Source organism: Streptomyces sp. NPDC002403 (assembly GCF_053593015.1).
In genome coordinates, this window is sequence record NZ_JBSFBQ010000006.1 from 144,402 (window position 1) to 165,740 (window position 21,339).

A 21,339-nucleotide genomic window follows, 5' to 3' on the forward strand; every position below is an offset into this window, starting at 1 on the left:
CCGTGGCGCCTCCACCGCGTTGTACGCACTGCACACCGATCCCAGGAGGAGCCCCCGCATGTTCCTGCAACGCCGCACCCCCCAGCTCCCCACCCCGGAAGAGGCCCTGAAGGGCCGCCCCACCCCGGAATTCACCGTCCCCTCCCGCCACACGGTCCTCGGCAACCCGCTGCTGGGCCCGTACCCGGAAGGTCTGGAGGTCGCGGACTTCGCGCTGGGCTGTTTCTGGGGCGCCGAGCGCAAGTTCTGGCAGACGGACGGCGTCTGGACGACGCTCGTCGGCTACCAGGGCGGCTACACCGAGAACCCCGCGTACGAAGAGGTCTGCTCGGGCCTGACCGGCCACACCGAGGCCGTCCGCGTCGTCTTCGACCCGAAGACCGTCTCGTACGCCGAGCTGCTGAAGCTCTTCTGGGAGTCCCACGACCCGACCCAGGGCTTCCGCCAGGGCAACGACGTGGGCACCCAGTACCGCTCGGCGATCTACACCCACTCCCCCGAGCAGGAGGCCGCGGTGGCAGCCTCCCGTGAGGCGTACCAGAAGGTCCTCACGGCCGCCGGCCACTCCACGATCACCACGGAGATCCTCCCGGCGCAGGGCCGCACGTTCTGGCCCGCGGAGGGATACCACCAGCAGTACCTCGACAAGAACCCGGCGGGCTACTGCGGGATCGGCGGCACGGGGGTCTCGTGCCCGATCGGGGTGGCTCCGGCCGGGGAGTGAGCGTCGGGCTCGTATGTTTCTTCGTGGCCCCACGAGCCCTTGGACGCGTCGGGTGAAGCGGTTGCCTCTTCCCCGGCCGCCTGCAACCTCGCGAGGCTGTTCCGGCTGATCAGCATGTCGGGGCGGGTATCGCCCAGCACCTGCACACGCTGGGCAGGAGTGGCCTCTCGTATCAGGGACGATGCTGCGGGGTACGAGCAGACCGGCCTTTCTTGTCGCCGGGTGCCGGGTGGGACCCGCAGCTGCTGGAGTCCCCAGCTCCTGCGGTTGTGGCTCCGATCCGACGGTCAATGACAGTCGGATCGGTGCGCATACGGCAGACCGGGGCACTGGCGGCACAGGAAGATGTAGACGCCCCCTGCGTCCCCGATCTCCAGTTCCGGCCCAATGGTGTCAAGGACCTCCTCGGCCGCCGGAGCATCCCACTTCGGCTGCGTCGTCCCGGGTTCGTGCTCGTCCAGCGGAAGCCAGCGCCCGTAGGCCGGCTCACCCGTGATGCTGAACAGGTGCTCCATTCGGTGCCCCTGGCCGCAGCGCGGCCAGTCCGGGCTCTGGGTCCAGGCCGGATATCCACCGACCTTGTTCTGCAGAGCACTCGCCACTTCCGTGTACCAGAACCCGAAGCGGTCCTGGAGCGCTTCGAGGCGAGGACGCAGAACTGCCCGCAGTTCGTCGGGGAGGTCATGACTCGGGTACTCGACCGCGGGAGTCGGACAGACCGTGCAGGGGCGGGGCACGAAGTCGACTTCGTACTCGCCCTCGCGAGGGGCGGGAACGTCGTGCAACACCCCCCTGGCTGCCGCCTCGGTCTCGTTGCGCCAGTACAGCTTCGGCAGTACGGTCCCAGCTGGATCCTCGTCATGGACAAGAGCGCACCAGAGCAACTGCACCACGTCCTTGCCCTGGGGGAACTCCAGCCAGGGAACGTCACGGGCGAAGAGCTGGATCACCGGCACCATGGGCACAGCACCCGGCCTCGCCTCCTCCCCCGAATCGCCGCAGCCGAAGGCCCAGTGCCCGGACTGGACGCAGCGCGGCCATGGTTCGTCAGCAGGCCAGAGCAATGGACCGCCCATGGAGCTGTCCCGGACTCCGGGTTGCCCGCTCCTCGGGTACAACAAGATCGCCTCCCTGCCGAAGCCTGCGAACTCCGGTACGAGTTCAGCCAGGTCGAAGGGCGGTGAAGATATTCTGCGAGGCAAGGGTACGAATCCTCCAGGGACGAGCATGCCGGTACCGGCGGCGGGCAACCTGTGTCCGATCACCGACAGACGAGGATCACATGCCACAGCAGGCCGGCCGGCACGGGGGTCTCGCACCCGATCGCTCGCAGATCCCTCGGCCAAGACTCCGCTGGTGTCAAGAACCCCGAACCGAGGGCGCCGACGAGCATGTCCCACCGGGCAGAAAGCGCGTGGCCGTGCCAGTCGGAGGGTGCCAACCATCACGCCCCGGCACAGCTAGTCCGAAACAAGGGCGCGACGGGCCGGCAGCCATTCCCACAAGCGCACTTTCTTGTCGTAGCTGGCAGTGGCCAGGGTCTTGCCCTCCGGGCTGAACGCCAGATCCCAGATGGCCCCGGTGTGGTCGGAGAGGGGGGCGCCGGACTTCCTGGTCGCCACATCCCACAGCCTCACCGTCTCGTCGTAGCTGCCGGTCGCCAGGGTCTTGCCGTCCGGACTGAACGCCACCGCGCTGACCATCTCGGTGTGCTTGCTGAGGGTGTCGATGAGCTTCCTGGTCGCCACATCCCACAGCCTCACTGCCTTGTCGTTGCTGCCGGTGGCCAGGGTCTTGCCGTCCGGACTGAACGCCACCGAATAGACAGAGCCCGTGTGGTCCTTGAGCGGGGTGCCGGACTTCCTGGTCGCCACATCCCACAGCCTCACCGTCTCGTCGTAGCTGCCGGTCGCCAGGGTCTTGCCGTCCGGACTGAACGCCACCGAATGAATCCTGGCCGTGTGGTCGGTGAGGGGGGCGCCGGACTTCCTGGTCGCCACATCCCACAGCCTCACCGTCTCGTCGTTGCTGCCGGTGGCCAAGGTCTTGCCGTCCGGACTGAACGCCACCGAATAGACGAAATCCGTGTGACCGATGAGCGGGGCACTGGACTTCCCGGTCGCCACATCCCACAGCCTCACCGTCTCGTCGTAGCTGCCGGTCGCCAGGGTCTTGCCGTCCGAGCTGAACGCCACCGAATAGATCAAGCCCGTGTGGCCAATGAGGGGGGCGCCGGACTTCCTGGTCGCCACATCCCACAGCCTCACTGCCTTGTCGTCGCCGACGGTGGCCAAGGTCTTGCCGTCCGGACTGAACGCCACCGAATAGACCGTGTAGGGAGGGTCGGTGAGGACCATGGGGCTCCCGGCATTCTCTTTGCCTGATGTGCCCTTCCACAGAGGGAGTGCGGCAGTCGCTCCGCCCGCCAGGACCGCGGCTCCGAGGAAGAGGGCGGCCCGCCGTGGGACCGGTTTCCGGGCAGGCTCGGGTGTGTCCCCAGGCGTGTGTCCGCGGTCGCCGCTTGTGGTGGTCTGCGACTCGGCCGGCTGTGCCGACGAAGCCGGTGTCCGCTGCGCGGCCAAGAGGGAGGCCGAGGCGGGGCCGCCGCGCGCGGCACGGCGTTCGGCGGGGCCCGTGCCCGGTACGGGGCCGGGGTCTGCTGTGGTGGGTGGCTCGGTCTTCCGCGGCGGCGGTGGCGGTAGCGGCCGGCGGGCGAGGGGCACGTCGCCTTCCCCGGCGAACCTCAACTGCGGGGCGATGACTGCGTCCGCGGTCATCCAGTGGTGCACCTGCTGGTAGATCTCGACGACGGTCACGTGCCCGGCGGCCTTGCCGGGTCGGGCGGTGCGCAGGGCACGTACGAGCTGGCCGGTGAACGGGCTGGGTTGGCCGGGACGGTCGGCCGCACGGGCGAGTTGGGTGGATCTGCTGCTGGTGAGGACGTAACGGCCCCGGCCCGCGACGGGGGCCGGGGTGGCGGTGCCCTTGAACGCGCCGCTGTAGCAGCAGTCGAGAATGATGACCGTACTGGTCGCCGGTGAGCCGTCGATGATGTTGTTCATCTCGATCGCGCTCAGCGCCGTGGCCCGCAGGCGGGAGGTACGAGTGTCCTTGGCACACAGGTAGAGGGTGCCTCGTTCGTCGAGCTGGCCGTGGCCGCTGTAGTACAGCAGCAGCACATCCCCGCGAGTGGCAGTGATGAAAAGGTCGTCGACCCTTTCCCGAAGATCCTGCACGCCGTGGTCGGGCAGGGCATGGAGATCGGAGGGCTCGAACAGCCCGATCCGCGGATCTGTCAGCGCCTGCCGCAGTTGTGTGATGTCGTCGAGGGGGCCGTCGAGGTCGGGCAGGGCATGCGGGTCGCGGGGGAAGGTGGCGTTGCCGATCAGCAGGCCCCGGTAGCGCCGGCTCTCCGCCATCAGTTATCCCCTGACCAGCTCCCGAGGGCCTCGGTAAGCGCTTGGAAGGACGCCTGGTCGATGTTGTCGCCGGTGACGTGGAGCCGTTGCTCGGCTCCCGTACCGTCGGTCCAGGTCACGGTCAACGTCCGGGACTTGTCCCGGGCCAGCCAAGCCCTGAAGCATGCCACGGCGGCGGTCAGCGCCCCGGAAGATCCCAACGCGAGCAGCGTTGCCTCGACGGCGCCCTTTTGGCCGGGCTCCGGCACACGGCGCCGAAGGACCGCCCCCACCTCTTCGCGCAGCGAGGCGTGCAAACCCGCAACCTGGTCATGCCACGGCTGATCTTCCGGGTCGAACCGGCTGCTGCCCGGCTGCATCACCACTTCAAGCCCTGTGGCCATGACCTCCCCCTCGCCCGCCTACGGTAGGCAGCATATTGCTCGGGCAACCATCTCCCTGGCAAACCAGGAATTGGGCGAAGTCCCCCTTCCCAGAACCGGGTTCACGTCCGTGGCGCGCCCGCGAGAGCTGGGGAGGAAACCCACCGCAGACGCCTCGCACGCACGGTCGGGGCATCTGCCCGCCGGCCGGAACGCTCTGTCACAGCGGGCCGGTGAGCCGGCGAGCGTCACAGTGAGTGAGATGCGGGTCTCATGAGCGCTTGGGCAATAGGAGGGTGAGTGCTTCACCGCGGGGAAAGGCGTCGGCACACCGGTGCGAGATTTCCTGTGGTCAGGGTCAGGAACAGGAGCGCGAGGCATGTAGAGACGGATGGCAAGGACACCTGCGGAGCGGCTTGCGGAGCGGATCGGGTGGCGGGCCCCGATTTCCGTGAGGACCCGGCCCGCACGCCCGAGCGAGACACGCAGCTGAATCGGCGGGAGGACGACGACAGGGCATGCGAGTGACGATGACGAGTGTCGCGGCGCGGGCCGGCCGCGCGAACGAGGACTTCGTCGGCGCCGTGCCGAGGGCGGTGGTGCTGATCGACGGCGCCGGTATCCCCGGCACCGCATCGGTCTGCCGGCACGGCGTGGCCTGGTACGCGGGCCGTCTGGGAAGCAGCCTCCTCGGCCTGCTGTCGCACGTGCCGGACCGCAGCCTTCCGGCGCTGCTCGCGGAGGCCATCGAGCAGGTGACGGACGACCACCGGGACAGCTGCGACGTGGCCGACCCGGTCAGTCCGTCGGCGGCCGTGGCCGTCCTGCGCCTGTCCGGCGAACGCGTCGACCACCTGGTGCTCGGTGACGCGTTCCTCGTGCTCGACCGAGTGGGCGGTGCGCCGCTCGTCGTCTCCGATCCCCGAGAACCGATCATCAGCCGGCCGTACGCGTCCGCGCTCGGAGCCGTTGCCGAGGCGAGCGACGAGTACCACCGAATCCTGCGGGACCTGCGCGCCCACCGGAACCGGCCGGGCGGGTTCTGGGTGGCCAAGGACGACCCGAGGGCGGCGGACGAGGCGGTCACCGGAAGCTGTCCGGCCTCCGGGCTGACCGGTGTCGCGCTGCTCAGCAACGGGGCCGGCCGCATCGTGGACCGGTTCCGGCTCGTCGACTGGCCGGGGGCCATGGCGCTCCTGGCATCGAGCGGCCCCGCCGAGATCGTCCGCCGCGTCCGGCGGGCGGAGGCACGTGACGCGGTGGCGGCCGATGACGCGTCGGTCGCGCACTGCACCGGCCTCGGCACGATTTGACTCAACACTACATATCGCGAAAGCTGGATGCGTATCACCGGGAAAGCCAGAAGGACCTGGAGGCGTGGAGCGATGGACCCGCTGGCCGTGCACAAGGCGCTCGCCAATCCCGCACGCCTGCAGTTCATGCAGTGGCTGAGGGAGCCGGAGAAGCATTTCGACGAGGACTCCTACCGGCAGCAAGGGCTCGGCTTCCACATCGGCGTGTGCGTCGGCGACATCCAGAAGCGGTCCGGGCTGGCGCAGTCGGTGGTCTCCGGCTACCTCCAGACCCTGAGGGACGCGGGACTGCTCACCTCGGAACGCATCGGCAAGTGGACGTACTACCGGCGCAACGAGCCGGTGATCGCGGAGTTCGCCGCGCACGTCCGCGACGAGCTGTAGCCCGGCCCCGACACCGACCCCTCACCCGCACTCTCGACCGCCGACTCAATGCATCTATTTTTCTAGATTTGACGAAAGGTAACGACCGTTCCGATGAGAAAGACCTCCCTCACCGTTCTGGTGCTCGCCCTGGGCGTGTTCGGGATCATCACCACCGAGATGGGGATGGTCGGAGTACTGCCCCGGGTCTCGGCCGAACTCGGTGTCACACCGTCCGCCGCCGGCTGGCTGGTGGGGGTGTTCGCCCTGGTCATCGCGGTGACCGGGCCGTTCACCACGCTGCTCGCATCCGGCGTCGACCGCAAGAAGGTACTCGCCGCCGCGATCGCGGTGTTCGCGCTCTCCAACGCCGTCTACGCACTCACCACGCAGTACGAGGTGATGCTCGCCTTCCGCGTCGTTCCCGCCCTCTTCCACCCCGTGTTCTTCGCGGTCGCGCTCGCCACCGCCGCGCGGCTGGTACCCGCGAAGGACGCGACCCGCGCCACGACGACCGTGTTCGCCGGGGTCACCGTCGGCTTCGCGCTCGGTGTGCCGCTGACCTCGTACCTCGCCGGACACCTGTCGCTCGCTCCGGCCTTCTGGTTCGGCGCGCTCGTCAATCTGATCGCGTTCCTCGGCATCCTGCGGTTCGTCCCGTCGATGCCGGTCACGAGATCCCAACGCGTCTCGTACGGTGACCAGTTGAGCGTTCTCAAGCGGCTGCGGACGTGGTTGACCATCATCTCCGTCGTCCTCGTCTTCGCAGCGATGTTCTCGGTCTACGGCTACTCCGCCGAGTACCTGGGACAGGTCACGCACATGGACGGTTCGTGGGTCAGCGCCATGCTGATGGCGTTCGGCATCGTGATGATCCTCGGGAACTTCGCCTTCGGCGGCCTGTTGCGGCGCAACCTCGTCGGCACGGTGGTCGCGTATCCGGTGCTGTGCCTGCTGGTCCACGTCCTTCTGTACGCCGTCGGCCCGCTGTTCGCACCGATGGTTCCGGCGGTCCTGGTCTGGGGTGCCGTGCACTCGGGCGGGCTCATCGTGAGCCAGAGCTGGCTGGGGCGGGACGCGAGCGATGCGCCCGAGTTCGGCAACAGCCTCTTCATCTCCTTCTCCAACCTCGGCATCACTGTCGGCACCGCCGTCGGCGGCTGGGTCATGGCCGAGCACGGAGTCCGTCAACTCCCTTGGGCCGGAGCCGGGTTCGCGGTCGCAGCTCTGATCGTGATGGTGCTGCGGCTGGGGCTGGAGCGCGGCCGGGACCGGGACGGGGACCGGCAGGCCGTGTCGCGCGACCCGAGCGGGCAGGTGCTCGGGGAGGTGGGAATCTGACACGACCTGGCGGACGTTGTCGCTCCTCGAAGGGGCCGACTCGGGCTCCACAGGAACCCACGCACTCCGTCGGCGTTGCGCCGGCTCGATGCGCGCCTGCTGTGCGTCGGGCAACGGCACACACCAGCAACGACCGATGGGGCCGACCGGCACGGCGGTGCTCCTCAGGCCGTCGGCCCCGTGCGGAGCCGCCGCACATCCCGCACCAGCGCGCACGAGGCGCTGAGGAGGATCACAGCTCCGACCCCTGTCCAGAGGGCCGATCCCCCGGCACGCCACTCGCGAACGGCGAGGGCGAGCAGCAACATGGCGGCCAGGACACCGAGGGCCGAGATCAAAGCGCTGATGCGGTCTCTCACGCGGACATCGTCCGTGAGGCCCTGGCCGGTGCCAGTACGACGGCACGCATGGAAGCGGCCGCACGCGGCGGGAAGGGCGAAAGCGCAGCGGACCAAGTGGGCTGAACGGACTCGGATCCGTCGGCGTCGCCGCACGCCGGACATCCTCACCGATGACCCGGTACGGCCAAACGAGTGTCTCCCGGACCAACTCCGGGGCACGCCGCGGCCCAGTTCAGGAGACTGGCGGCCGGTGCTGACGGTGCTTCGCGGAACGCCGTGGTGGACGGGCGATTTCCGGCCACAACACAACACCCCTTACCCTGCGATACATCGGTCACCAACGGTCGGCCGGGACAGAAGGGCGACAACATGACCTCCGAGACCAGCACATGGGTCACCATCGATGCCACAACCACCCTGCTGGAGGCGGAACTTCCGGCGCTTGAGCAGCACCAGCAGACCCTGGAGAAGGAACTCGCGACCGTCACCGAGCGGCTGGAGTCGGTGCGGACCGCGCTGACCGCACTGCGCGCGCTGTCGGCCTCCCCCGCCTCCGCCCCTGCCCCCTCCGCGAGCGCGGCGGCGGCGCCGGTCGAGGCGGAGGACGCCAAGGCCGACGCGGCGAACGCTCCCGCTGCCAGGATTCCGCAGCAGGCGCAGGATTCCATCGACTCCGTCGAATCCGCCGTCCAGGCGGAAGCTCCGCAGGAGCAGGCCGCGGCCGCCCCCGCGCGCCGCACCGCCGCCCGCAAGGCGCCCGCCGCGCCCAAGGGCCGCAAGCAGGCCGCCGCCAAGCCGAGGACCCAGCGCGGCCAGACCAAGAAGACCGCCGCCAAGCCCGCCGAGGAGGTCAAGGACTCCAAGGACGCCAAGGACTCCAAGGCGACGGCCAAGTCCGCCGCACCGGCGAAGTCGACCAGGACGGCCAAGGCGACGACCAGGGCGACGGCCAAGGCCACCAAGCCCGCGAAGGCCAAGGCACCGAAGAAGGCCGCGGCCTCCGCCACCTCCGCGGACGCCGCACCGGCCGTCGACGACAGCGGCAGCCTCACCGAGCTGACCATGAAGGTGCTCGCGGCGTCCGGCGACACCCCCGTCCGCGCCCGCGACGTGACGAAGGCCCTGGGGCGTGAGCTCACCCCCAACGGCATCAACACCGTTCGCAGCACCCTCGACCGGCTCGTCGCGACCTCCCGGGCCCACCGTGCCGGCCGGGGCCTGTACCAGGCCCCCGCGAACTGACCTTCCGATAAAGGGAGTTCATCGAACACCCGGTGCCGCTACCTCGACGGCACCGGGTATTCGTTCGTTGCGGCGGGGCCTCCGTCTGTAGGTTGCCCGCATGTCTTCAACACTGCGGCTGGAAAAGGTCACGCCGGACAACGTCGAGGCCGCCTGCCGACTGAAAGTACGACCCGACCAGAACGGGCTCGTGAAGCCGGTCGCCTGGTCGCTGGCCCAGGCCTACGCGACCCCCGACATCGCCTGGCCCCGGCTGATCGTCGACGGCGAGCAGCTCGTCGGCTTCGTCATGGCGTTCTTCGACGTCCGGTTCTACCCGGACGACCCGAACGACGTCCGGCTGCGCTCCGGACTCTGGCGGCTGAACATCGCCGCCGACCGACAGGGTCAGGGATACGGACGCTTCGCGGTGGAGGCGGTCTGCGAGGAGATCCGGCGACGGGGGCAGACCCGCGCGACCGTGAGCTGGGCCCCCGGCGAGCACGGGCCCGAGCAGTTCTACTTCAAGCTCGGGTTCCGGTTGACCGGGGAGATGAGCGGAGATCAGGTCGTCGGTGAGCGCGAGCTCGGCGACGCATAGGGCTGGGCCGTGCGGCACCACACGGTGCTGTGATGCGGCGTGATGCGATGTGCTGCGGGACGGTGCGAGGCGCTGCGTACGGGGTGCTGTGGCCGGAAACGATCAGTGGGGTGGTGGCGAGGGGCGTGCGTCGGTGGGGCGCGCCCGGTCAGCCGAGGCGGGCCGCGATGATCCGCGCGCACTCCATGGACTCGCTCCGCGTCGTGTCCACCTCCACGTCGTACGTCACGCCCTGGTGGACCAGGTCCGCCTGGGCGGCCGCCATGCCCTGGACACGGTCGCCCCGCGCGATCTCACGGGCGGCGGCCACGGCGCTCTCGCACCGGACGCCGACCCACAGCACCCGGATCCCGCCGAGTTCCTTCTGCCACCGCTGCTGGGAGGCCTCGCCGCCGAGGAACACCTCGTCGACGATGACCCCGGCTCCCGCGCGGGCCATCGCGACGATCCCCTCGATCCACGCCGTCTCCAGCGTGCGGAACCCGGGGCCGACGACCACCTCGCCGTCCGGGGCGATCTCGATGCCCTCGTCCGACTCGCGCATGGACGTGGGCATCGCATCGATCAGTGTGTCGACGCCGAAGGTCAGCCACGGGTCCGGCAACACCGCCTGGAGGCACCGGGCGATCCCGGACTTGCCCGAGCTGGAACCGCCGTTGAGCACGATCATCTGTTTCTTCACCGGACCACACTAGAGCCCGACGGCGCAGCGGTGCACCGGTGCAGTGGTGTGGTCAACGCGGTGGGACCGGCCCGTGACCCACTTGGCCGTCGGCAGAACCGTTTCGGCAGTTCCCGTCCGGGTGACGGAACCTCGTATGCGGCAGTGACCGCAGGTCAGCAGCGCAAGCTGGGGGCGTTCCCGATCCCGTACAAGGAGTTCCCCCCATGCGTCTTCGTTCCACCGTTGCTGCCGCCTTCGGCGCGCTCGCGCTCATTGTCGCCGTGCCGACCTCGGCCGGCGCGGCCACCGGAGACTTCAGGTACACCTACACCGGCCTCGACGGATCGCCGCAGTTCGGCTTCCTCGTCGACCCGCCGAGCCGGATGTGCATCACCCTGCCCGAGGTGGCCGACCCCTCTTCGTCCAACCCCGCCCACACCCCGTGGAACTTCACCGACTCCCACGCGACGGTCTTCACCGGCCCCGACTGCGAGGGCGACTACTTCACCCTCCGGCCCAACGGCGGCCACGCCTCCGAGCGGCTGAAGCTGCGCTCGGTCGTCTTCAGCTGATCCCGCCGCACCCCGCGACCCCCACCCCGGTACGAGCCGCCCCGCCCCCGTACCGGGGTGGTGCCGTACACGGGGATCAAGTGCGGTCGTCGCCCTGACAGAATGGGCGAAATGACCACACCTCGCGCAGCCGTCCATCCCGACCTCCTCGCGGCGAGGACGCTGGTCCACGAACCGAGCGGGCTCGTGTGCACGCGGCCGGTGCCCGAGGCGGAGAGCGCCGAGTACGGGGCACACTCGTTCACCGTGGACGGCTCCGCCGTCAGGTTCCGGGTGGCACGGACCACGCCGACGAAGGCCGGCCAGTTCGTGACCGTGTGGAAGCGGTCCGCGCAGGGGCCGATCCGGCCCTACGACTCCGGGGACCCGGTCGACCTCTTCGTCATCAGCACCCGCGACGCCGACGGCTTCGGGCAGTTCGTGTTCCCGCGCGACGTGCTCTGCGAGCGGGACATCGTGTCGCGCGACGGTGTCGGCGGGAAGCGTGCCTTCCGTGTCTATCCGCCGTGGGTGACGACGGCCGGCCGCCAGGCCGGCCGTACGCAGGAGTGGCAGGTGGAGTACTTCCTGCCGGTGCGGGAGGGCGAACCGGTCGACGCCGTCCGGTGCCGGGCGCTCTACCGCCCGTGACGGCGCCCGCGGGACAGCGGTGGGCCGCGGTCAGCGGTAGTCCTCCGAGTGGCCCTGCATCCAGGTGTTGACGCGGTCGCGGGTGCCGAGCAGTTCGGAGCGGTGCTTCTCCAGGTTCTCCGTGGAGGTGTCGTCCTTCAGCGTCCCGCGCAGGGCGGCGATCCGGGCGATCGGCTCCTCGAAGTGGCCGGGGCCCTGGGTGTCCGCCTTCATGGCCCTGTCCAGGCGGACCAGTTCGTCGTGGACCCGGCCCAGGAAGTAGGCGCAGTTCGACGAGCCCGGGGCGCAGTCGTCGTTGAACGTCGCCTGGAGGCCCGCGAAGGCGTCGCGTACGGCCTCCGGCCTGTTGAGCTCCGCCTCGGCGCCCTCGGACGCCTCCGCCTGCGCACTGGCCTCGTCCGCGGCGTTCCGGGCCGTGTCGGCCCGGTCGGCGGCCTTGGACGCGGCGGCGGCGTTCGCGGACGGCGCCACATGGGGAACGTCACCGCCCGGCCCCTGCGAGGTCCCGTCGGAGCAGCCCACCAGGAACGCCCCGAGAACCACCGCCGCCGCCACGGCGGTCGCGGTGCCGCGTACTTCGGTACGGATAGACATGAGGCCCCCCTCGTCCGGTTGGCCCAGACCTTACCTCTGCGCCCGGCCGATTCAGGGGCGGTCGATCAGGGACTGCAGCGCGGGCGCGTAGAGGTCCGCGATGTGTTCGGGGGTGGCGTCCGCGCCGGCGCCCTCGCGGTGGAGGCTGAGGGTGGCGCCGAGGCCGAGGAGGTGGGCGGCGATCAGTTCGGCGCGCAGGGCGCGTTCGCGGCCGGGGAGGCGGGCGGTCAGTGCGTCGGTGACCTGTTGCTGGAAGCGGTCGCGCAGCAGGGAACGCTCGTCGCGGTTGCCGAGCGAGAAGACGACGCGCAGCAGCGGATCGGACTGCAGTTCGCGGCGGCGGGTCACCAGCGTCACCACCATGTGGCGGCCCAGCGAGCCGAGCGGGGCGTCGAAGAGTTCTGCGGCGGCGGGCCCGAAGTCGGCGACGGTGTTGAAGAGTTCTTCCTTGCGGCCGAAGTGCTTGACCACCAGGGACGGGCTCACTCCGGCGTCGGCCGCGATCCCCCTGATGGTGACCTCGGCGTACGGGCGCTGGGTGAACGCCCGGCGGGCCGCGCGCAGGATCGCGTCCCGGCCGGTGCCCGGGTCGGCGGCGGGCCGGGCCGGAGCCGGTGCGGTGGCCTGGCCACTGGTCATGCGCCCTCCTGGATCGGCATCGTCCCCACACCGTCCTTCCGGTCGGCGGGAACGTCATGGTGCTCTTCGACCGTACCCGTCGCGGATGCCCGGCTGCCCGGCAGGAACAGGGTGACCAGCAGCGCCGCGAGCGCCGCGCCCGCCGCGATCAGGAAGACCAGCTGGTACGCGTGGAGCGTCGGGGCCGTTCTGCCGCCCACCCGGAAGGTGATGTTGGCGAGGACGGCGGCCACCGTCGCGCTGCAGAAGGCCTGGCCGATCGAGCGCATCAGGGTGTTGAGGCCGTTGGCCGCGGCCGTCTCGCTCACCGGGACACCGCGCATGACCAGCGCCGGGAGTGCCGAGTAGGCGATGGCCGTGCCCGAGGCGACGACCGTCGCGCCGGCGATGATCAGCCAGAGGTTGTGGCTGGTGAAGTACCGCACCACGTAACCGGTGCCGATCACTCCGGCCGCCAGCGCCAGGCTGACCTTCGGGCCGTACTTCGCGGAGATCCGCGCCGAGACCGGCGAGAGCGCCACCATCATCACGCCGCCCGGCAGCAGGCAGAGGCCGCTGACGACGAGCGAGGCGCCGAGCCCGTACCCCGTCTCCTTCGGCTCCTGCACCATCTGCGCGGTGACCAGGGAGTTCGCGTAGAAGGCGAAGCCGATCAGCAGGGCGGCGACATGGGTGAGCAGGACCGTCGGGCGGGCCGAGACCCGCAGGTCGACCATGGGCGACGCCACCCGGAGCTCGTACGCGCCCCAGAACAGCGCCACGACGACGGCCGCCACCAGCAGGCCGACCGTCCGGGCCGAGGTCCAGCCCCAGTCGGCGCCCTGGGTGACCGCGAGCAGCAGACAGACCAGGGCGCCGGAGAGTCCGAGCGCGCCGAGGGCGTCGAAGCGGCCACGGGTGCGCACCGGTGATTCCGGCACGCACCGGAGCACCAGCACGATGTCGATGACGCCGATCGCGCCCGAGACCCAGAACATCGTGTGCCAGTCGAAGTTCTCGACGACGAGGGCCGCGACCGGCAGCCCGATCGCCGCGCCGATGCCGAGCGTCGAGCTCATCAGCGCGACGGCGGACAGCACCCGCTCGGGCGGGAGTTCGTCGCGCAGGATGCTGATGCCCAGCGGCAGGACGGCGAGGGCGGCACCTTGCAGGGCGCGGCCGGCGATCAGCACCCCGATGTGGGAGCTGACCGCGCACAGGACCGAACCCAGCACCAGCACCATGAGCGAGGCGACGAGCACCCGCCGCTTGCCGTACATGTCGCCGACCCGGCCCAGGACGGGCGTGAAGACGGCGCCGGTGAGCAGGGTGACGGTGACCAGCCAGCTCGCGGCGGCCGGGGTCGCGCCGGTCAGGGCGGGGATGTGCGGGAGCAACGGGACGACGATCGTCTGCATCACCGCGACCACGACACCGCAGAACGCCAGCACACCGACGGCGAAACGGGGGTGCGGGGCCTCGGTGGTGGTGGCGGCCGGGGCGGGTATGTCCGCGGGCATGGCTCTCCGTACGGTGCTCGGCGGCAGGGGTGGTGCGGGGTACAGGGGCGAAGCGACGCAGGGGTGCACGCGCGTTCACCCCAGGGTAAACGCTTGTGCACCCCCTCGGCGACCGGAATCCCGGGCGCCGCGTTAGCCTCGGAGACCCGGGCTCTCACGGCCCGGACGACACGGACGAGAAGGCGAAGGTGGCTGCGATGGCGAAGGTTCCGGCAGCGGCGGTGGCGGCGAGCGGGCTGGTCGGCGGGTACGCCGTGGCGCGGTGGACCAGGAAGCGGCCGCTGGGCGGGGTCGCCCTCGCCGCCGCGGGCAGCGTCGCCGCGTACGAGTGGAACCGGCAGGCCGGGCCGCGTGCCGCCGCCGGGCTGACCGCGGCGTACCTCGCCGCGTTCGCCGGCTCGCACCCGCTGGCCAAGAAGGTCGGCGCCTGGCCCGCCGTCTTCACCGTGGCGGGCAGCATGGCCGCCGCGTCCTGGGCGGTCACCCGCCGGGCCGCCTGAGCCGCACGTACGGAAGTACGGGAACACGGAAAGGGGCGGGGGCTCCGAAAAGCCCCCGCCCCTTTCCGCGCCGCGCCAGGGTCTTTCGTTTGGATCAGCCCGGCATGATCCAAACGAAAGACCCTAGGCCCCCAGCGCCCACGACACCGTGTAGATCAGCAGCCCCGCCAGCGCACCCACCACCGTGCCGTTGATCCGGATGAACTGCAGGTCGCGTCCGATGTGCGCCTCGATCTTCCGCGACGTCTGTTCCGCGTCCCAGCCGGCGACCGTGTCGCTGATCAGCGAGGTGATCTCCGCGCGGTACGTCGTGACGACATAGACCGCCGCGTCCTCCAGCCAGCCGTCCAGCTTCGCCTGGAGCCGGCTGTCGCTCGCCAGCCGCGCCCCCAGCGCCATCAGTGAGGCCCGTGCCCGCAGCCGCAGCTCGCTCTGCTCGTCCTCCGCAGCCGCGATGATCATCGTGCGTACGGACGACCAGGCCGAGGCGATGACGTCCTGGACCTCACCGCGCCCCAGGATCTCCGACTTCAGCCGCTCCACCCTGGCCCGGGTGTCCGAGTCCGTCTGGAGATCGGCTGCGAAGTCCGTCAGGAAGGTGTCGATCGAGGCCCGCGCCGGGTGCCCCGGCATGTCCCGCATCTCCGTGACGAAGCGCAGCAGCTCCTTGTAGACCCGCTCCCCCACCCGCTTGTCGACGAACCTGGGCGTCCAGCCCGGAGCCCCGCCCTGCACCGCGTCCATCACCGAATCGCCGTGCAGCACCAGCCAGTCGTGGGCGCGTACACAGATCAGGTCCACCACCTTGCGGTGGCCGCCGTCGGCGACGATCTTCTCCAGCATCTTGCCGAGACCGGGCCCGATCTCCGCCGCGTTGGCCCGCCGGGTGATCGCCTCACCCACCACGGCCTGCACATCGGAATCCCGCAGCACCCTCAGCGCACCGCGCAACGCCGTCGACAGCTCGGCGGTGACCCGGTCCGCGTGTTCCGGCTCGGCCAGCCAGGCGCCGAGACGGCCACCGACACCGAGCGCGTGGATCCGGCCCCGCACCACGTCGCCGGAGAGAAAATTCTCACCGACGAAGGAACCCAGGGAGGCCCCGAGCTGGTCCTTCTTGGTGGGGATGATGGCGGTGTGCGGGATCGGCAGGCCGAGCGGACGCTTGAACAGCGCCGTGACGGCGAACCAGTCGGCCAGCGCACCCACCATCCCCGCCTCGGCGGCCGCGGCGACGAAGCCCGGCCAGCCGCCCACACCCGCGTTCTTCGCCCAGGTGGCGAGCACGTACACCAGCGCGACCAGCAGAAGGAGGCCCGTGGCCGTGGTCTTCATCCGGCGCACCCCGCGCCGCTTCTCCTCGTCCGCCGCCGTGTACGCGAACGACGCGAGCGGAGCAGCCCGGCCACCGGGTGCCGGACGGGCCGCACCCGCCGCCTGCTCCCCGGCACGCTCCGGCTGCCGCGCCCCCGGCTCCCCGGGGCCGGTCCGATCGATCCGTTCCATCCGCTCCACCCGTCCGCGTACGACTCGCCCCCCATGTCCCGTACGCATTGTCCCTGCCTGACCTACTCCCGGGCCACGCGTCGAGTTCCCGATGACCTGCCCCATCATGGGACCAGTCCAATTGATCATGAGGAGAGACACCGCCCATGCCCAGGCGCCAGGGGTACGCCCTGCTCATCGCCCCCGTGGCGGGCACCGCCGCACTCGCCGCCGCCGTGGCCTTCGCCGGCTCCCTGCTGTTCTCCGGCCCCGGCACCCCGTCGGAGCGGATCAGCACACCCGACCCGCGCTCCGTGGCCCGTACACCCGCCGCCCCCGCCCACTCCACCGGCCTCTGGGCCGCCACCTGGGCGGCCGCACCCGTCTCCGGCGTCGCCGACTCCTCCAACGGCAGCACCCTGCACCGGCGCACCATCCGAAACGTCGTGCACACCAGCATCGGCGGCGACGCGGCCCGCATCACCCTCTCCAATGTCTTCGGCACCCGTCCACTGACCGTGGACCGCGCCACCGTGAGCAGCCGGCCCGTGACCTTCCGGGGCGCCGGCGGCGTGACCGTCGCGGCCGGCGGGCAGGTCGTCAGCGACCCCGTGGCCGTCCGCGTAGCCGCAGACTCCGATCTGGTGGTCACCCTGCGCACCCCCACCGCCGAGGGGCCCGTCACCGTCCACGGGCGCAGCCACCAGACCTCGTACGTGGACACCGCGTGGGGCTCCCGGCGGACCGAGGACTGGCGCTATCTCACCGCCGTCGACGTGCACACCCTGGCCGCCGCCGGAACCGTCGCCGTGATCGGCGACTCGCTCACCGCGGGCACCGGCTCCACCCTCGACACGAACAGCCGCTGGCCCGATGTGCTCGCCGACCGGCTGGGCGGCCGGTACGGGGTGGCCAACGCGGGCATCGCCGGCAACCGGATCCTGCGCGACGGAAGCGGCGTACGGGCGAGCGCCCGCTTCGAGCGCGACGTACTGGACATCGCCGGGGTGAAGACCGTCGTCGTCGCGCTCGGCATCAACGACGTACAGCGCTCCCCCCAGGAGACCGACCCGCAGCGCATCGCTGACGCCCTGCGGTCCCTGACGCGGCGCGCCCACGCACGCGGACTGCACGTGGTCGGGGCGACGCTGATGCCGTACGAGGGGTACCGCACCTGGACACCCGCGCGCGACGGCGTACGGGAACGGGTCAACGAACTGATCCGGGCGGGCGGGATCTTCGACCACGTCGTCGACTTCGACGCGGCGGCCCGCGACCCCCACCGCCCGACCCGGCTCCGGCCGGCGTACGACAGCGGCGACCATCTCCATCTGAACGACGCGGGCTACCGGCTCCTGGGCTCACTGCTGGACCTGACGGCACTGACGCCCGAACAGCCCAGGTCCGACCAGCTCTGACGGGCCACTTCGACAAGCGGTGCCCCGGGATGCTCCCGGGGCACCGCCACGCTCAGTCCGACGGGCCCTTCTCCAGCCGGCCGCGCCCGCGCTCCCGCTCCGCGTCCCGCAGCCGCTGCTTCTCCGTCTTGCTCCGCTTGCGCTCCACACCGATGCCGCCCAGCAGCGCGAGACCGGTGATCCGCACCCGCGGGGAGTCCGGCGACGGAACCCCGTCGTCCTTCGTACGCTCCCCGAAACCGCCCATGATGCCGATGCCCCGGACCTCGACATTCAGCTCCGGCGGAACCGTCACCTGCATACCGCCCATGATCGCGAAACAGCGGATGACCACCTCGCGGTCCTCGAAGTTCGCCTCGCGCAGATCGATCTCACCGCCGCCCCACATCGCGAACGCCGTGAACTTCCGGCCCACCGTCCAGTTCCCCCGGCGGCCGAAACCACCCCAGACCGCGAACGCGCCGCTCGACGTGGCGGGCTTGCCGATCCGGTCCGCCCACCGCTTCTGCGAACCGGTCCGCGCCGGAGCCGCCCCCACCGGGGCAACCTCCGCACCCGGCGCCGGAAGATCCCGCACCAACGGCTGCAACTCCCCGTGCGTACGGGCCTTGTAGGCCGCTTCGAGCCGCTGCTCGAACTCCTCCATCTCCAGCCGGCCCTCGGCAACCGCCTCGCGCAGGATCTCGGCGACACGCTCGCGCTCTGTATCGGAGGCACGCATCTCCGGAAGGTCACTTGTCATACCGCGCAGCCTATTGAACGTCCGCCCAGACGTCACAGTCCTACCTACCGGTGGCGGACTCATACATCTTCGCGATCACGGCCTCGATGTCCGGCTCCCGCACCGACAGATCGACCAACGGGTAGTCCGCGGCGATCCGCGCAACCAGCGGAGCAGCCGATTGCGAAGCCGGGAAGGCCAGCCACTGCCGCGGCCCCTCCACCTTCACCGTACGGACCGAGGGCGCCGACTCAAGCCGGATCGGCGGCAGTTGACGCTCCAGATCGACCACCAGCGTCCGCTCGCTCTCACCCACCTCATGCAGACCGGCCAGGGCACCGTCGTACATCAACCGGCCGCGGTCGATCACCATCACCCGCTTGCACAGCTGCTCGATGTCCGTCAGATCATGGGTCGTGAGCAGCACCGTCGTACCGCGTTCGGCATTCAGGTCGCGCAGGAAGCCACGCACCCTCGACTTGGAGACGACATCCAGCCCGATCGTCGGCTCGTCCAGATACAGCACCTCGGGATCGTGCAGCAGCGCCGCGGCGATGTCACCACGCATCCGCTGACCCAACGACAGCTGCCGCACGGGCACCTCCAACAGCTCGCCCAGATCGAGGAGTTCGACACAGCGGTCCAGATTCTCCCGGTAACGCGCGTCGGGAATCCGGTACATCCGGTGCATCAGACGGTACGAGTCGCGCAGTGGCAGATCCCACCAGAGCGTGGTCCGCTGACCGAACACCACACCGATCCGGTGCGCCAGCCTCGTACGCTCCCGCGAAGGGTCGATGCCCGCCACCCGCAGCCGGCCGCCGCTCGGGGTGAGGATGCCGGTCAGCATCTTGATCGTCGTCGACTTCCCCGCGCCGTTCGGGCCGATGTAACCCACCATCTCGCCACGCGCGACACGGAAACTGATCGAGTCCACCGCCCGCACCCGGTGGCGCTCACCCCGCATGAAACCGGTCTTGCGACGCACGTCGAAGACCTTCTCCACATCGTCCAGCTCGATGAATCCGGTGGTACTTCCCGCGTCCATGTCCGTTGCCCTGCCTCGTTCGTTGTCGTGGATCAACTTCCCGTACTGCGGTACGCACGCAGGCCCGCGCGCCAGGCCAGACCGGCCGGCAGCCAGAACAGGCCCGCCACCACCGGAGGCAGGAACGCCACCCAGTCCGGCAGACCCAACGGATACTCCCGGCCCAGCACATACAGCGCGGGCAGCCAGTTCACGAAGGCAAGCGGCACCACGAACGTCACCCCGCGCACCAGGTCCTTCGCGAAGACCGACGGCGGATACTGGAGCAGAGTGTTCCCGCCGTACGTGAAAGCGTTCTGCACCTGGGCGGCGTCCTGCGCGACGAACTGGAACGCCGCCCCGGCCACGAACAGCGCCCCGAAGATCGCCGCCCCGCTCAGCAGCATCAACGGCACCATCACCACCTTCAGCGGCGTCCACGCGATGTCCAGCGCCACCAGCGCGTACCCCAGCACCAGCGCCCCCTGGAGCACCCGCCCCAGCCTGCGCAGCGCGAACCGGTCCGCCGCCACCTGGGCGAGCACCGGGACCGGCCGCACCAGCAGCGTGTCCAGCGTGCCGTCGCGCACCCGCGCACCCAGCCGGTCCATCGAACCCAGCAACAGATCGGCGAAACCGAACGCCGTGCCCGACACCCCGTACAACAGCGCGATCTCGGGCAGTGTGTAGCCGCCCAGCCGGTCCACGTGCGAGAACATCAGCAGGATCGCGACGAAGTCGAACGCGGTCGCCGCGAAGTTCCCGAACGCCGTCAGGGCGAACGAGGCACGGTACGCCATCGTCGAACGCAGCCACATCATCGCGATCAGCCCGTACGCCCTGACCCCCTCGACGAGCCCCGGCCGCCGCGCGAACACCTCCTCGGGCCAGTCGGCGGGCCGGCCGCCGGATACGTCCGCCGCCCCGGCCACCTCCACCGCACCGGTCGTGTCAGCCACCCTGGACCACCACCCTTCGCGTCGCCACCGACTGCACCATCCGCCCCACCAGCAGCAGCGCCAGCGCCCAGCCGCCCTGGAAGGCGTACGCCCGTGCCAGCTCCCACCCCGGGTACTTGCCGAGGAACACATCGACCGGCACCTGGAGCAGCGACGACCACGGCAGCGCCCGCGCGACATCCCCCAGCACCCCGGGAAACAGCGTCAGCGGAAGCAGCATCCCGGAGAAGAACATCCCGGCCAGCCAGGCCATCTGCGCCATCCCCGCCCCGTCCAGCAACCAGAACGCCGAGAGCGCCACCAGATACCGGATCGCGAAACTGACCACGACACCGAGCGCCACCGACAGGAGGAAGGCCACCCAGACCCCCGGCGAGGAAGGCACCGCCAGATCGAAGGCCAGCGAGCCCACCAGCATCGGCACGATGCCACGCCCCAGCAGATGGAAGGCGGCACGGCCCAGATCACCCGCGAGCCACCACAGTTGGAGATCGGCCGGCCGGTAGAGATCGACCGCGATGTCACCGGTACGGATCCGCTCGATCAGCTCGTCCTCGAAGCCGCCGCCCATCATGGAACAGGTCATCAGCAGCGCCTGCCCCAGCCAGACATAACTGAGCGCCTGGGACATGTCGTATCCACCGAGCTGCGGCCGCTCGTCCCACAACGCCACATAGGTGTACGCGAGGATGAACCCGAAGACCGTGTTGGTGAAGACCCCCGCCGCCGTGGCGGTCCGGTAGGTGGCGTAGCGCCGGAACTGTCCCGCCGCCACCACCGCGTAAAGACGCACCGCATACACCCCCCATCACCGGGTGCCCAACGGCTTTGGACACCAAAGCGCACGACCCTAGTCCACCGGGAACGGCCGCCGCGACCGCTTTTCGGGGCCGATTCCGGGGTCGATCCGGCGCTTATTACACAGAAAGGGGCACTATGGGGGAAC

The 21,339-nt window shown here is 70.3% G+C and carries 23 protein-coding genes; 10 read left to right on the forward strand and 13 right to left on the reverse strand.

Annotated features, from left to right (window positions below):
• Positions 1 to 58 precede the first annotated feature (58 nt).
• Entirely contained in the window at positions 59 to 724 is a 666-nt protein-coding gene (msrA, locus tag ACWCPY_RS09995; RefSeq protein ID WP_451263844.1) for a peptide-methionine (S)-S-oxide reductase MsrA, read from the forward strand.
• A gap of 287 nt (positions 725 to 1,011) precedes the next feature.
• Here the strand turns inward: msrA and ACWCPY_RS10000 are convergent, their stop codons facing one another.
• The 3 genes from ACWCPY_RS10000 to ACWCPY_RS10010 all read right to left on the reverse strand — a co-directional run bounded on the left by ACWCPY_RS10000 (position 1,012) and on the right by ACWCPY_RS10010 (position 4,526).
• Positions 1,012 to 1,683 (reverse strand): hypothetical protein, encoded by a 672-nt coding sequence (locus tag ACWCPY_RS10000; RefSeq protein WP_451263845.1) that lies wholly within the window; start codon positions 1,681 to 1,683, stop codon positions 1,012 to 1,014.
• 501 nt (positions 1,684 to 2,184) lie between these two features.
• Positions 2,185 to 4,143: a caspase, EACC1-associated type gene (locus tag ACWCPY_RS10005; RefSeq protein WP_451263846.1), complete on the reverse strand. Its 1,959-nt coding sequence runs from the start codon at positions 4,141 to 4,143 to the stop codon at positions 2,185 to 2,187.
• On the reverse strand, positions 4,143 to 4,526 hold the full coding sequence (locus tag ACWCPY_RS10010; RefSeq protein ID WP_451263847.1) for an effector-associated constant component EACC1: 384 nt from the start codon (positions 4,524 to 4,526) through the stop codon (positions 4,143 to 4,145). The genes ACWCPY_RS10005 and ACWCPY_RS10010 overlap by 1 nt, the downstream gene beginning before the upstream one ends.
• A 497-nt stretch (positions 4,527 to 5,023) precedes the next feature.
• On the opposite strand from ACWCPY_RS10010, the gene ACWCPY_RS10015 reads away from it, so the two are divergent.
• The 3 genes from ACWCPY_RS10015 (at position 5,024) to ACWCPY_RS10025 (ending at position 7,522) form a co-directional block, all read left to right on the forward strand.
• Positions 5,024 to 5,818, forward strand: coding sequence for an integrase (locus ACWCPY_RS10015; protein ID WP_451263848.1), 795 nt, complete (start codon positions 5,024 to 5,026; stop codon positions 5,816 to 5,818).
• Between the two features lie 72 nt (positions 5,819 to 5,890).
• Positions 5,891 to 6,202 (forward strand): ArsR/SmtB family transcription factor, encoded by a 312-nt coding sequence (locus ACWCPY_RS10020; RefSeq protein WP_451263849.1) that lies wholly within the window; start codon positions 5,891 to 5,893, stop codon positions 6,200 to 6,202.
• Between the two features lie 93 nt (positions 6,203 to 6,295).
• The gene (locus ACWCPY_RS10025) at positions 6,296 to 7,522 is read left to right on the forward strand and encodes an MFS transporter (protein WP_451263850.1); all 1,227 of its coding nucleotides are present in this window, start codon (positions 6,296 to 6,298) and stop codon (positions 7,520 to 7,522) included.
• A 164-nt stretch (positions 7,523 to 7,686) separates the two neighbouring features.
• Here ACWCPY_RS10025 and ACWCPY_RS10030 read toward each other — a convergent pair whose 3' ends face one another.
• On the reverse strand, positions 7,687 to 7,881 hold the full coding sequence (locus ACWCPY_RS10030) for a hypothetical protein (RefSeq protein ID WP_451263851.1): 195 nt from the start codon (positions 7,879 to 7,881) through the stop codon (positions 7,687 to 7,689).
• Positions 7,882 to 8,232: 351 nt separating this feature from the next.
• On the opposite strand from ACWCPY_RS10030, the gene ACWCPY_RS10035 reads away from it, so the two are divergent.
• Positions 8,233 to 9,105 (forward strand): hypothetical protein, encoded by an 873-nt coding sequence (locus ACWCPY_RS10035; RefSeq protein WP_451263852.1) that lies wholly within the window; start codon positions 8,233 to 8,235, stop codon positions 9,103 to 9,105.
• A gap of 100 nt (positions 9,106 to 9,205) precedes the next feature.
• A complete protein-coding gene (locus tag ACWCPY_RS10040; protein ID WP_451263853.1) occupies positions 9,206 to 9,685 on the forward strand; it encodes a GNAT family N-acetyltransferase in 480 nt (159 codons plus the stop codon).
• A 148-nt stretch (positions 9,686 to 9,833) separates the two neighbouring features.
• Here ACWCPY_RS10040 and cpt read toward each other — a convergent pair whose 3' ends face one another.
• Entirely contained in the window at positions 9,834 to 10,355 is a 522-nt protein-coding gene (gene cpt / locus ACWCPY_RS10045) for a chloramphenicol phosphotransferase CPT (protein WP_451263963.1), read from the reverse strand.
• Between the two features lie 218 nt (positions 10,356 to 10,573).
• Here cpt and ACWCPY_RS10050 point away from each other — a divergent pair, with 218 nt between their 5' ends.
• Together ACWCPY_RS10050 and ACWCPY_RS10055 are read left to right on the forward strand one after the other, a co-directional pair.
• Positions 10,574 to 10,921: a hypothetical protein gene (locus ACWCPY_RS10050; RefSeq protein ID WP_451263854.1), complete on the forward strand. Its 348-nt coding sequence runs from the start codon at positions 10,574 to 10,576 to the stop codon at positions 10,919 to 10,921.
• 111 nt (positions 10,922 to 11,032) lie between these two features.
• The gene (locus ACWCPY_RS10055; protein WP_451263855.1) at positions 11,033 to 11,551 is read left to right on the forward strand and encodes a MepB family protein; all 519 of its coding nucleotides are present in this window, start codon (positions 11,033 to 11,035) and stop codon (positions 11,549 to 11,551) included.
• A gap of 30 nt (positions 11,552 to 11,581) precedes the next feature.
• Here ACWCPY_RS10055 and ACWCPY_RS10060 read toward each other — a convergent pair whose 3' ends face one another.
• The 3 genes from ACWCPY_RS10060 to ACWCPY_RS10070 are packed head-to-tail and all read right to left on the reverse strand — an operon-like array spanning position 11,582 to position 14,283.
• The gene (locus ACWCPY_RS10060) at positions 11,582 to 12,145 is read right to left on the reverse strand and encodes a hypothetical protein (RefSeq protein WP_451263856.1); all 564 of its coding nucleotides are present in this window, start codon (positions 12,143 to 12,145) and stop codon (positions 11,582 to 11,584) included.
• Between the two features lie 51 nt (positions 12,146 to 12,196).
• On the reverse strand, positions 12,197 to 12,784 hold the full coding sequence (locus tag ACWCPY_RS10065; protein ID WP_451263857.1) for a TetR/AcrR family transcriptional regulator: 588 nt from the start codon (positions 12,782 to 12,784) through the stop codon (positions 12,197 to 12,199).
• Positions 12,781 to 14,283, reverse strand: coding sequence for an MFS transporter (locus ACWCPY_RS10070; protein ID WP_451263858.1), 1,503 nt, complete (start codon positions 14,281 to 14,283; stop codon positions 12,781 to 12,783). The genes ACWCPY_RS10065 and ACWCPY_RS10070 overlap by 4 nt, the downstream gene beginning before the upstream one ends.
• A gap of 197 nt (positions 14,284 to 14,480) precedes the next feature.
• Between ACWCPY_RS10070 and ACWCPY_RS10075 the strand changes: the two genes are divergently transcribed.
• On the forward strand, positions 14,481 to 14,783 hold the full coding sequence (locus ACWCPY_RS10075) for a hypothetical protein (protein ID WP_451263859.1): 303 nt from the start codon (positions 14,481 to 14,483) through the stop codon (positions 14,781 to 14,783).
• Between the two features lie 123 nt (positions 14,784 to 14,906).
• Here ACWCPY_RS10075 and ACWCPY_RS10080 read toward each other — a convergent pair whose 3' ends face one another.
• Positions 14,907 to 16,289 (reverse strand): DUF445 domain-containing protein, encoded by a 1,383-nt coding sequence (locus ACWCPY_RS10080; protein ID WP_451263860.1) that lies wholly within the window; start codon positions 16,287 to 16,289, stop codon positions 14,907 to 14,909.
• A gap of 146 nt (positions 16,290 to 16,435) precedes the next feature.
• On the opposite strand from ACWCPY_RS10080, the gene ACWCPY_RS10085 reads away from it, so the two are divergent.
• Positions 16,436 to 17,686 (forward strand): GDSL-type esterase/lipase family protein, encoded by a 1,251-nt coding sequence (locus ACWCPY_RS10085; protein ID WP_451263861.1) that lies wholly within the window; start codon positions 16,436 to 16,438, stop codon positions 17,684 to 17,686.
• Positions 17,687 to 17,738: 52 nt separating this feature from the next.
• On the opposite strand, the gene ACWCPY_RS10090 is transcribed toward ACWCPY_RS10085, so the two are convergent.
• The 4 genes from ACWCPY_RS10090 to ACWCPY_RS10105 all read right to left on the reverse strand — a co-directional run bounded on the left by ACWCPY_RS10090 (position 17,739) and on the right by ACWCPY_RS10105 (position 21,186).
• The gene (locus tag ACWCPY_RS10090) at positions 17,739 to 18,407 is read right to left on the reverse strand and encodes a DUF1707 SHOCT-like domain-containing protein (protein WP_451263964.1); all 669 of its coding nucleotides are present in this window, start codon (positions 18,405 to 18,407) and stop codon (positions 17,739 to 17,741) included.
• Positions 18,408 to 18,468: 61 nt separating this feature from the next.
• The gene (locus ACWCPY_RS10095; protein ID WP_451263862.1) at positions 18,469 to 19,455 is read right to left on the reverse strand and encodes an ABC transporter ATP-binding protein; all 987 of its coding nucleotides are present in this window, start codon (positions 19,453 to 19,455) and stop codon (positions 18,469 to 18,471) included.
• Positions 19,456 to 19,487: 32 nt separating this feature from the next.
• Positions 19,488 to 20,312: an ABC transporter permease gene (locus tag ACWCPY_RS10100; RefSeq protein WP_451263965.1), complete on the reverse strand. Its 825-nt coding sequence runs from the start codon at positions 20,310 to 20,312 to the stop codon at positions 19,488 to 19,490.
• 73 nt (positions 20,313 to 20,385) lie between these two features.
• Positions 20,386 to 21,186: an ABC transporter permease gene (locus ACWCPY_RS10105; protein ID WP_451263863.1), complete on the reverse strand. Its 801-nt coding sequence runs from the start codon at positions 21,184 to 21,186 to the stop codon at positions 20,386 to 20,388.
• Positions 21,187 to 21,339 lie beyond the last annotated feature (153 nt).